The 11365-nt window shown below is 32.7% G+C and carries 13 protein-coding genes; 5 read left to right on the forward strand and 8 right to left on the reverse strand.

The features are described 5' to 3' along the window. Together MSI_RS11985 and MSI_RS11990 are read right to left on the reverse strand one after the other, a co-directional pair. The coding region (locus MSI_RS11985) for a membrane protein insertase YidC (protein WP_039924849.1) at positions 1–1060 on the reverse strand (1060 nt) is incomplete at its 3' end. Between the two features lie 9 nt (positions 1061–1069). Further along, positions 1070–2503, reverse strand: coding sequence for an alkaline phosphatase family protein (locus MSI_RS11990; protein WP_192807766.1), 1434 nt, complete (start codon positions 2501–2503; stop codon positions 1070–1072). A 25-nt stretch (positions 2504–2528) separates the two neighbouring features. Between MSI_RS11990 and MSI_RS14735 the strand changes: the two genes are divergently transcribed. Further along, a complete protein-coding gene (locus MSI_RS14735; RefSeq protein ID WP_192807767.1) occupies positions 2529–2783 on the forward strand; it encodes a hypothetical protein in 255 nt (84 codons plus the stop codon). On the opposite strand, the gene MSI_RS11995 is transcribed toward MSI_RS14735, so the two are convergent. After that, entirely contained in the window at positions 2754–3902 is a 1149-nt protein-coding gene (locus MSI_RS11995; RefSeq protein ID WP_009107417.1) for a membrane protein insertase YidC, read from the reverse strand. The genes MSI_RS14735 and MSI_RS11995 overlap by 30 nt on opposite strands. A gap of 31 nt (positions 3903–3933) precedes the next feature. After that, the gene (locus tag MSI_RS12000; protein WP_009107419.1) at positions 3934–5763 is read right to left on the reverse strand and encodes an aminotransferase class I/II-fold pyridoxal phosphate-dependent enzyme; all 1830 of its coding nucleotides are present in this window, start codon (positions 5761–5763) and stop codon (positions 3934–3936) included. 223 nt (positions 5764–5986) lie between these two features. Between MSI_RS12000 and MSI_RS12005 the strand changes: the two genes are divergently transcribed. The 4 genes from MSI_RS12005 to MSI_RS12015 all read left to right on the forward strand — a co-directional run bounded on the left by MSI_RS12005 (position 5987) and on the right by MSI_RS12015 (position 8819). Further along, positions 5987–6985 (forward strand): hypothetical protein, encoded by a 999-nt coding sequence (locus tag MSI_RS12005; RefSeq protein ID WP_192807768.1) that lies wholly within the window; start codon positions 5987–5989, stop codon positions 6983–6985. A gap of 72 nt (positions 6986–7057) precedes the next feature. Continuing rightward, positions 7058–7255 carry a hypothetical protein gene (locus tag MSI_RS12010; protein ID WP_009107422.1) on the forward strand — a complete coding sequence of 66 codons (198 nt, stop codon included), beginning with the start codon at positions 7058–7060 and terminating at the stop codon, positions 7253–7255. 9 nt (positions 7256–7264) lie between these two features. Continuing rightward, positions 7265–7702, forward strand: coding sequence for a hypothetical protein (locus MSI_RS14910; protein WP_202799343.1), 438 nt, complete (start codon positions 7265–7267; stop codon positions 7700–7702). After that, a complete protein-coding gene (locus MSI_RS12015; RefSeq protein ID WP_202799344.1) occupies positions 7689–8819 on the forward strand; it encodes an MBOAT family protein in 1131 nt (376 codons plus the stop codon). Before MSI_RS14910 ends, MSI_RS12015 begins: the two co-directional genes overlap by 14 nt. Before the next feature lie 10 nt (positions 8820–8829). Here MSI_RS12015 and MSI_RS12020 read toward each other — a convergent pair whose 3' ends face one another. The 4 genes from MSI_RS12020 to MSI_RS12030 form a co-directional block, all read right to left on the reverse strand. Then, positions 8830–9051, reverse strand: a complete 222-nt coding sequence (locus MSI_RS12020; protein ID WP_009107426.1) for a phosphopantetheine-binding protein — start codon at positions 9049–9051, stop codon at positions 8830–8832. A 26-nt stretch (positions 9052–9077) separates the two neighbouring features. Next, the gene (locus MSI_RS12025) at positions 9078–10244 is read right to left on the reverse strand and encodes an alanine racemase (protein WP_009107428.1); all 1167 of its coding nucleotides are present in this window, start codon (positions 10242–10244) and stop codon (positions 9078–9080) included. Beyond that, positions 10228–10569 (reverse strand): Acyl-CoA synthetase (AMP-forming), encoded by a 342-nt coding sequence (locus MSI_RS14915; RefSeq protein ID WP_009107431.1) that lies wholly within the window; start codon positions 10567–10569, stop codon positions 10228–10230. Before MSI_RS14915 ends, MSI_RS12025 begins: the two co-directional genes overlap by 17 nt. Before the next feature lie 38 nt (positions 10570–10607). After that, positions 10608–11365: AMP-binding protein (locus tag MSI_RS12030; RefSeq protein ID WP_237706512.1), on the reverse strand; the 758-nt coding region annotated here is incomplete at its 5' end.

Consider the following 11365-nt stretch of genomic DNA (forward strand, 5'->3'; position numbering starts at 1 on the left):
AGAAAATAATTAAACCAAAACTCATCCAGAAGGATGAATGAAGAAATCCGTTTGGATTAGTAAAAGAGTCTATGTTAGAAAATTCCTGAACAGAAGAACTTATAAGACTGGAAGGTAAAACTAAACCATTTAATATTGTTAAAGAAAGGGCAGAAAATATAAATAAAGAAAAACGAAGCTTTTTATCTTCATACACTGCTTTTAAAAAGTTTTCTACAAAATAGTTAATGAATCTTATATATAAAGGTGTTGGAATCCAGAAAAGCAAAAAGGCTGCAGCAGGCAGACGTTTAGACATAGATGCACCGCCGGTATACAGGAACAAAATGTAAACGGCAGTAAATGAAACTATTAAAACAACACAGAAATAGAAGACCTTTAATGGATTTTTCATCTTATAAAAAACATTTTTTACAAGACTAAAAAGGTTATTCATGGTCCAGTAAACGACAAGACCTGCAGGAGAATTATACAAAACAACAAGAAAGAGAGCTGCCATACCGTAAATCTGAAGCTTTTCTCTTAATTCGTGGCCTTTTGAATAAATTGCACCGGAAATACAGTTAATGAGAGTCATTAAAATAGGAAGAATATTAATTGCAAAACCATGGACTGTAAAAATTGCATCCGGTTTTCCCATATCCTTTATAAACAGAAAATGTTTACCCTGAAGTTCCGGAAGACTAGAAAGAATATGGTAGGCTGCAAAAAAGAATGGAACCTGAATTAAAATACCAAAGCTTGAGCGTAAAGCCATAATAGGGTGATAATGATTCTGTCTGTAATAAGTAGAAAGAATCATGTACTGCTCATCACCCTTAAAAGCCTGTTTTATTCTGGCAATACCATCTTTCATTTTTGCCTGAATATTTCTTTCTGTTTCCTGCCAGCCTTCTGCCACAATGTAAAGAGGAAGGCAGAGCAGAGTAACAGTAAAACTTACTCCTAAAAGTGCTATACCGGTATTATCAAACATTTTGTCAAATACACGGTATGCAATTTCAATAATCTGAGTAATTGGTGAAAGAATTATGTTATAAAGAACTGTACCTATATTCATTGTTATTCCTTATTGAGAGTCTAATCTAGACCAGTTATCCTTATTAAAAATATTATCATGAACAGTAAACCATTCAGAAGCACTTACAGAGAAAGCCTTGTCGTGTCTTATTCTTGTAGACTGTGCTTTTGAATTGTTTAATATTGAATATTTATTTTTATCAGATACATTTAAGTATTTTCCTGTAAATGGATGCTTTTCTTCAAAAAGCCCTTTTGCAGCAAGGTATGGCGTATCTGCATTTGTCATAAAAGTCATATCAAGTTTTCCCTTACCAGATATTGTGTTATCTGCATTAAGGTGTTCAACCTGCATTATACCGTGGGTATCAAAATCTTTTACCATAAGTGTTGCAGCAAAATTAACTTCAGAAAAAGGAAGAGATGCTCCTGTTTTAAATACCTTTGTTGCTCCTTTATGGTTATCACCTGAATCATACATACCGTGATCTGAAACAACAATAATTCTTGTATTATCGTAAACACCGTTCTGTTTTAAGTAATCAAAAAATTCTGTATAGCGCTTAAATATACCGCACATTGTACTGAATTCGGTGTTGTCTTTTAAAATGCTGTTTCCGGCATTTGTAACATTTTTGCTGTATTCATATTCAGGTGCCTGCAAAATAATAGGTTCATGTGTTGCTTCGTTATCAAGTAAAACTAAAGTTCCTTTTGCAGAATTATCATCATAAAAATCTGTAAGTTCCGGTAAATAATCTATTACAGAGTAATTGTCAACAAAACGTGCACTGTCATCCCATTTATTATAACTAAGCCAGTAGTCCCTGTGATATATTCCGCCTCTTAAAACTGGAGGAACCATTTTAAAGAAACTGAACCATATAAAATTACGGAAAATCTGTGTGCTTATATAAGGATCTTTTTCCATCCCGTGTTTTGCATACCAGTAATCGGAATATGTTGCAAGCACGTGGTTATGCTGAATAACGTTGTGATTTTTATACTTTATTGTATATGGGTTCTTTCTTGTATCAGATGAATCTTCTAATTCCAGCAGACGGAAGTTTGTGTACATTCCGCTTTCCGGCTGTTCCAGATAGTTTTCATACGGAAGATTAGCAACCTGTACTTTATAACCGTTCTGGCTGAATAAAGCCGGCAAAGTAAGAAGTGCTTCTGCGTGTTTATCCTGAAGTGTTTTTTCAGGTTCTTCAACGGCACGTTCATTCATTCTATATGGTGTATAATCATATCCTCCAAAAATACCTGGAGTACCAATCATTGTTAGTTTTCCCATAGAAATGGTGTTAGGGTACCATTTGAAACCGTCAAATTTTTCAGAAAGATCCGGTATTTCATCAAAAACATAAGGTATAAATGGAGAGAAACATCTGTCCTGCATTATTACAATAACGTTTTTTCCTGTTTTTGAAAGATGAAAAATTGGTTCAAGTTCATTTTCAAAAGAAGGCGCTTTCATTCTCTTATAATCAGATTGTGTAATAATGCAGTTTTTTATTCCAATTACAGACATTGAAAGCAGAAGAATAATATTTATAGATGCAATAAATTTATATTTTTTTTCTAAAATAAGAATAAGAACAAGTGCAGAACACAACAGTACAAATGCGTTTATTAAAATATTTTTAATGGAAGGCGTAAACACTTGTGGCTGCATAAAAATTAATTCCGGATATATAGGTCCATATGAGCCGCCAAAAACAAATGTGTTAAGAATTGCTCCAAAATTTAAAAATTGAAAATAAAACCGAAAAAATCTTTTTAATTTTGTATGAGAATAAAGCGTAGAAAATTGAGGGCCATAAAATAAAGAATCCAATTGCCTGAAATAAAGTTGTAAAAAGGAATATAAACGGCGATTTATAACCGTCTACAAAACAATAATTTCCCGGTTCAGACTGAATAAGCATAGAAGGGATAACAAGTCCGGAAAGCAATGCAAGCAGTAATGCAGAAAGGTAAAATATACGGTCTCTTACTTTTGTATCTTTATCCAGTAAAACAAAATGATTATCTATTATTTTTGCAGCCTTTATAACTGCAAAAGGGATAAATGGCAGAACTAAGCCAAATGCAAATACTGCTTTTCTGAATGAGTTTTTTACATCAGAAAGAACTGTAAATGTAGATAAAATGCAGCCTAAAGCAAAAATACAAAGAATAATATAAAGAACCTTTTTAGGATTCTTTATTTTGTAGAAAATATTTTTTACTAAAGACAAAATGTTGTTCATTGTCCAGTAAACAACAAGACCTGCCGGGCTGTTGTAAAGAACAATTAAAAAGATTGCTGCAAACACATAGATTTGAACTTTTTCTTTTATGCTGTGGCCTTTTGAATACACAGCACCAGAAACACAGTTTATAACTGTCATTGCTATTGGAAGAATATTTACAGTAAAAGTTCCTATATGGAATGTTGCGTCTGGTGAACCAAAATCCTTAATAAAAAGAAAAGAATAGCCTTTTAAAGTGCCTAATTCAGAAAGATAATGATAAGCTGCAATAAAAAAAGGAATCTGAATCAGGATACTCAAAGATGAACGCAATGCCATTATAGGATTATAATGATTCTGTTTGTAAAAGGTATTAAGAATCATATACTGTTCATCACCTTTAAAGGCTTTTTTAATGCGGTCTATTCCCGGTTTTAGAATTTTCTGAACATCACGTTCTTTTTCTGACCATTTTTCTGCAACCATATAAAGCGGCAGTGTACAAAGAGTAACAACAAAACTTAGTGCTATTACTGCAACGCCCTCTTTATTTGTAGCTTCATATATAAACTGGTAGCAGAATTCAAGAAGCTGTGTTAATGGAAATATAATTACATTATATAAAATGTTTCCAATAGTCATTTGTAATCCCGTGATGTTTTATTCTTAAATCTTATTTAATAATCTGTTTCAATGCTGCAATTAAAACATCATTATCAGCCTGATTTCTTACTGCCAGACGAAGATAACGTTTTTCATCAAAACATTTTTTACCTGTTAAATCTTTAATATAGATATTTGATTTTTCAAGCAGATCTACAGCAATCTTGTCAGAATAGTTGTCTCCGCTAAGTTTGCAAAGAACAAAGTTTGCCTGGCTTGGGTAAACCTTAAGATTAGGGATTTTCTCTAATTCAGAAATAAAACGATTTCTTTCATTTGCAATTGCATCACAGGCTGCACTGTAAGCAGAATTATATTTTTCATAAATCTGCAGGTAATATTCTGCAAATGAATTTATATTCCAGATAGAATTAGCCTTTTTAATTGAAGAAATATAAGCTGCATCTGCATTAGCAATAAGACCAAGTCTTAAACCCGGAACACCATAACTCTTGCTTATTGATTTTACAACAACCAGGTTAGGGTACTTTTCAATAATATCCTGCTTTAAAAGAGAGTATCTTATAGATTTTTCTGCAAAGTCAATAAATGATTCATCAAAGAAAATCTTTACATCAAGTTTTTTAAGTTCTTCAAGAAGATTCAGCATATCATCTTTTTTAATAAATGAACCAGAAGGATTATCCGGATTTATAAGAAGTACAGTTTTTGCTCCGCTTTCTTTTACTTTGTTCAAAATATCTGCAGCCGTATATGTAAAGTCTGTCTTATCTGTCATTAACTGAACTATTTCTGCATTCTTAAAGCGCTCAGGATATTCATTAAAAGTAGGGTAAGGAACAAGAATCTTTCCTGTAAGTTCTTCGCCTAAAGATTTTATTAATTCTGCAGCACCGTTTCCTACAGCAATATTTTCAGGAAGAATATTATAGATTTTTCCTGCAAGAATACTCTGTTCCTGAGCACCACTAGGATACTGTGTAAGAAGTGTCTTAAAACTTGCTGTAAGTTCATCAATCATCTTCTGTGGAGGAAAGTATGGGTTTACAAGATAGCAGTAATCTTTTAACTGAGGGAAACGCCAGTAACCGCCGTAACGGTGCTGAAGTCTCTTTAATTTTTCGCTGCCGGTTGCAAAACGGTTTTCTGCAATTGCAAGGTCTGCAGGGTCATCAATTTCATACCATTCTTCGCCTGAAACTTTTAAGCCTTTTAAAACAGAAGAAGAAAGGAAAGAAAGAACTTTTAATACCTGTTCATAGTATTCGTTTTTTCCAAAAGCTTTCTGGTATGCTTCAAGAAATGGAACATAATAGTTAGTAGAAAAGTCTTTTGAAAATTTGTAGATATTTACAGTTTTATGATAGTTTTCTGTATGCTTCCAGTCAAAATGAGCTTTATCAAGAATACCTGTAATGTAATTGTTATCATCAAGAAGGGTACATGTTCCGTCCATCCATGGTTCAAAAGGAGAAACAACTGCAAGGTTAGGATCCGGGCTTTCAATAAGCTTTTTAATGATAGAAGGTTTATAAATCAAATCACTTTCAAGAAGAAGGGTGTCATCCTGAATAAGTTTATCTGTTGCAAGGTAGAGAGAATATATGTTGTTTGTTTTGTCGTAAACTTTATTCTCAACATATTCAATTTCCATACCGTTCAGGTTTGAAGCATTGAATTTCTTAGAAATATAGTCTATAAGAACATCTCCCTTATAACCTACAACAATAATAAGCTTTTTAATTCCGTTCTGAACCAAAGATTCAATTGCGTATTCAATAAGGGCTTTACCGTTAACCTGAACCATACACTTTGTTGCATTTTTTGTGTATCTTCCAAGTCTTTTTCCCATTCCTGCTGCTAAAATTAATGCCTGCATATTCTTCTCCTGTATACGCGGACCTGTAGGGTCTTTGTGTTCAATATGAAAATATTATTCTATACTAATATTCTAATGTTTTTAGTTAAAATCATCAATAAAAGTGATAATAACGACTAAACAAATCTCTTTTGTAATGTTCTTGAAAAAAGATTAAAAGGTCATCTATAATTTGGTATAATGAAAAAACACCATTATTTTACAAAAACCATTACTTTTTTTCTTGCTTTTCTTTTTTCTGACAATTCCTACAGCCTTTATTCTAAAAGATGACATAAACTCTTATGCAAGAATTTTAATGCATGAGTTTTACAATCAGGACAATATAGATATTTTATATTGTGGTGCAAGCCATGTTTCTCATGGTATTACACCTGTTCTTGCAGATAAAATAAACGGAAAAAATAATTTCAGTACAGGAACAGCCTCTCAAACTATAGAAGGAACTTATGCTATTTTGCGTCAGGCTGTAAAACTTTATAAAGTTGAAAAAGTTTTTATGGAAATGGATTTTGCGGTTAGTACAAAATCAGCCAAAAATTCCAGAAGCGGTTTTTCTGCTGATTACTTAGTTTCAGATTACATGAAAGATCCTGAAATTAAACTTGAATTCTTAACTTCAATTTCTAAACCTAATTATTATATAAACCATATTCTTCCTATTGGCAAAGATAAACATATGACTCTTAATCCCGTAAAAATTGTAAAAAAGATAAAGAGCATAGTTTCAGGGGATTATTATTCCTACGTCTACATAAGTGATAATTCTGAATATGATGGAAAAGGATGTGTATTAGATCTTAATTATATAGAAAACGGTACTTTTTCTAATAATGTAATAGAAGGCAAAATAAACCTTGCAAATATCAGTGATGAATATAAAGAAACAATTGATAAAATTATTAAACTCTGCAAGGAAAATAATATTGAATTAATTTTTTATTCAATGCCTTGTTCAGATTATTATCTTGCAGAAAAGGGTAATTATGATGATTACTATGATTTATGCCGCAATTTTTTGAGCGAAAGAGGCTTTGCCTACTATGATTTTAACCTTGCAAATGAAAAATATCTAAAACTTGAAGACAGTGATTTTTCTGATGATAACCATCTTTCTAAAAAAGGTGTTTATAAATGGACACAGGTTTTCTGCGATTATTTCTTTACACAGAATAAATCACAGAATGATATGTTTTATTCATCATATGCAGAAAAAACTTAAGAATCAGGAAGACAGGATTTTTGGTCTTGTACTTTTACAAAGTGATGATAAAAATCAGTTAATATCAGTCCAATGGTTAATCATGTTGAGCCTTCTTTAATTACATATGATGTAACTGCAATCTGTAATGGCCAGGAAATATTACTGGCAGAAAAGATAACTGAAACAAGCATTAAGCTGCCGGCCGGAAAATCCGGAAAACTTCGTGTAACAAGTTATTTAAACGGCACACAGCAAAATGTATGTACAGAAAACTTTGCAGCATTCTAGGAGACAATAATGGCTTTTTATTCATTTGGATTCGCACTTTTTCTTGTAGTATCTCTCTGCGTATATTATATAGTTCCTAAACGTTTCCAGTGGTTAATTCTGCTTGCCGCAAATACAGTTTTTTATGCCTTTTCAGGTATCGGAAACCTGATTTTTATTGCTGCAAGTGCCTTTATAACCTTCTTTTTCGCAGCTAAGGTTTCAGACTTAAATACAAACTTAAAATCAAAAAAACAGGAACTTTCTAAAGAAGATTTTAAGATTGAAAAGAACATAACCCAGAGAAAAAAAACGCATTCTTCTTGCAGTTATGCTTGTTTTGAATGTTGGAATTCTTATTTATCTAAAATACTGGAGAATACTTGTAGGTTCAAAAACATTACTGCTGCCCCTTGGTATCTCTTATTATACACTTTCAACTATTGGTTACTTTATGGATATCTATAATTCAAAATACGAAAAGGAGACAAACTTCCTTAAATATTTTGTTTTTGTATCTTTCTTTCCACAATTAATTTTAGGTCCGATAGTAAGATATAACCAGTCGGGAGTTCAGCTTAAAGAAGAACATGCTTTTGATTTTGAAAATTTTAAGCATGGTTTTATGCTTATCCTCTACGGTTCATTAAAAAAGTACCTGGTTGCAGATCTTCTTGTAAAACATGTAAGTACAATTTTTGACGGCGTTTATACAAATTACCCTGGCTGTGTGCTTTTAACAGGTATTCTGATGTATGCAGTCTACCAGTATGCAGATTTTTCCGGTGGTACAGACCTTGTTTTAGGTATTGCAGAACTTTTTGGCATAAAACTTCCTCAGAATTTTAAGCAGCCTTATTTTTCTACCAGCCTGGCAAATTTCTGGCAGAGATGGCATATTACCTTAGGCGGCTGGATGCGTGATTATATTTTTTATCCGCTTGCATTAACAAAAATAATGCAGAACCTTAGCAAGTGGGCTACAAATCATCTGGGAAAACATTTTGGACGTACACTTCCTGCATGTATTGCAAACATTGCGGTTTTTATGCTTGTAGGTTTATGGCACGGACCTGAACTGCATTTTTTCATATGGGGTTTATATAACGGCCTTGTAATTGCCTTAAGCGATATCTTAAAACCATTATTCGAAAAATTAAATGAAAAACTGCATATTAAAACTGCCAGCCGCGGATGGCATCTTTATCAGATTATCAGAACTTTCATTATTGTTAATATAGGCTGGTATTTTGACCGTATTGTAGATGTAAAAAAATCATTTATTTATTTAAAGAATACATTTGCAAATTTTGGAAATCCAAGACTTCTTGCATCCAAAAACTTTATGAATCAGATTTTTGGCAACATTACAGATTTTCAGAGTCACATTGTACTTGTTGTGCTTGGTTCTTTGATTATTTTTGTAATTAGTATTCTTAAGGAAAATAAAATTGATGTGTATAAGTCAATTCAGAATAAAAATATAATATTCCGCTGGGCGGCATATTATATTCCTCTGATTTTGATAATCCTGTCTCTCAGCTTCAGTTTTGGAGATACAGGATTTATGTATGCTCAATATTAGAAATTAGAAATTACTGAAGCTTTTCAACCAAAGCCCAGATAGACTCTGCGCTGTTAAAGTTTTCAGGAATGATATCGGCAGGTGTAATGTCGATATCAAAAGTTTCTTTAAGTGTAGTAATGAGCTGAACAATATCAAATGAGTCCAGAACTGCATTGTCAATAAGTCCTTTTTCTGCAGAAAAATCTACATCCGGTTTAAGTTCCTGTAAAATTTCAAGTAGCTGATCCATTGTTTTATCCTTTCTGTAACAATAATTTATGAATTTAGTATATAGGTTTCTTCTGCTTTTCTCAACAGAGAGATTTTATCTCCGTCACAGCATAAAACAGAAGGCAGGGGATGACTTAAGAAAAGGTATATTCCTTCTGTAATAGAGTATGCCCCAATATCGTTGAAAACCAGTAAATCTCCTGTTGCAGGAGAGCATAAAGGAACTTTACGAACAACAATATCTGCTGTGGTACATAGGGAACCTGCAATAGTATAATTATCTTTATTGTCTGAAAGATCCTTTTGAGCAATGTGTTCAATTTTTGGAAGTTTCATACCCATCATCTGGCCATAGTAGTTGATATGGTTGATTCCTCCGTCAATAAGACAGTAATTGTTGTTTTTACCGTCAGATTTTACATCCATAATTTTTGTAACATATTTTGCACATGGAGAAGCAATATAACGGCCAAGTTCTATTACATAATTGAAATTTGAGTTTTCAATTAATTCAGCAAATTCTTCTATAGCCGTAAAATTACTGCTTTCATCATTTTCAGAAAAATAATCGTAAGGAAGGCCTGCACCATATTCAATTTCAAGATTTTCCAGATTGAACTGTTTCTTTAATTTTGTGCAGTATTCTTCAATGAATGTAATTTCTTCTGTAATAGTTTTTATTTTTTTCTGAGTTCCTGTAAAAAAATGAATGCCGCGGATTTTTAAAGAGGGTTCATTCTGAATCTTTGTTATGCATTCCTCTAAATCTTTTTCACTCATTCCAAATTGATTACCGCCTGTAAGGCGGAGAATAACATTCTGAATGTGTCTGTCAGAATCTTTTACAGTTTCTAAAAGAAAATCACAATGAGTTTTTGATTCCAGTGTAATTGTATGAACTTTGAGATTATAGGCTCTTTTAATATCCTCTAAAGACTTTACCACACCGGAAAAAACAATTTTATCCGGAGATATGCCTTGTTTTTGACATATAGAAAGTTCACCGGGAGAACATACTTCAAATAAAATGTCCTGGACTTTAAAAAAACTCATTAAAAATGCGTTGGCCTTAATTGCATAACAGAGCCTGGCATTCTGTGGAAGTCTTTTTTGTATTTCTTCTATACGTTTTATTGCAGCCTTTTTATTTAAAAGATAGAAGGGGGTAGAATATTTTTCTGCCAGCAGTGCGTAATCAGTCTTTGCACACATTAAGTTTCTCCGTAAGCTGTCTTTTATCAATTTTTCCGTTTTTAGTAAGCGGAAATTCAGTTATATAAATAAAATCAGATGGTACCATATATGCAGGAAGTGAAGTTCTTAAAAGAGATACAATTTCTTTCTTTTCTGTTTCTTTTCCAACATAAAAGGCTGTAATTTTATTATCTGTAAATATACAGCAGGCACGGGTAATATTATCATGGCGGGCTATAACATTTTCTATTTCGCCAAGTTCAATTCTATGTCCCATGTGTTTTATCTGGGTATCTTTGCGGCCGATATAGTAATAATTTCCGTCATTACCTAATGTGGCCAAATCGCCTGTTTTATAAATACGCTCAAAACAAGTTTTGTTTACAGGGTTTTGAACAAATACTTCGTTTGTTTTTCATTATTGTAATATCCTAAGGCGACACAGGTTCCCGATACGCAGACTTCTCCTTCTTTATCTGTTTCTGTAATAAGCCTGTCATCTTCATCAAGCAGGAGAATTCTTTCATTTGGAAATGCCTGACCCATTGGAATACCTTTTGTGTATGCTTCAAGATCTGCATCCTTTGGAATTCTGAAATATGTACAGTTACAGGTAATTTCTGTAGGACCATAAAGGTTGATGTATTCTGCATCCGGAATAAATTTCTTCCATATTTCAAGCTGTTTAACAGGCATTACTTCTCCGGAAAACATTATTTTTCTAAGTTTTCCTGGAACTTTGTAATCAAAGCCATTAAGAGTAGAAACTATGCAGAGTGCAGAAACAGCCCATATAAGGATTGTAATTTCTCTTTCTTCAAGGTAATCAAGTAATTTTGTCGGGAAAGAAAAGAACATTTTTGGAACAAGATGAACGGCAGCTCCTGTAAATACGCCCGAAAAAATGTCTTTTACAGAAACATCAAAATCAAAAGGAGCCTGATTTGCAATATTGTCTGAGGCTTCAATTCCAAAAATCTCTGTAAAGCAGGTAATAAAATCAATTACAGAGCGGTGGGATACAACAACTGCCTTTGGAGTTCCTGTTGAACCTGATGTAAAATTAGCATAAACAGCATCTGTATCAATTATATTTTTACGGTCGCAAATCAGAATAATCATATTTTTCTTTCCTCTAA

It is taken from the genome of Treponema sp. JC4 (genome assembly GCF_000260795.1).
Taxonomy (GTDB): domain Bacteria; phylum Spirochaetota; class Spirochaetia; order Treponematales; family Treponemataceae; genus Treponema_D.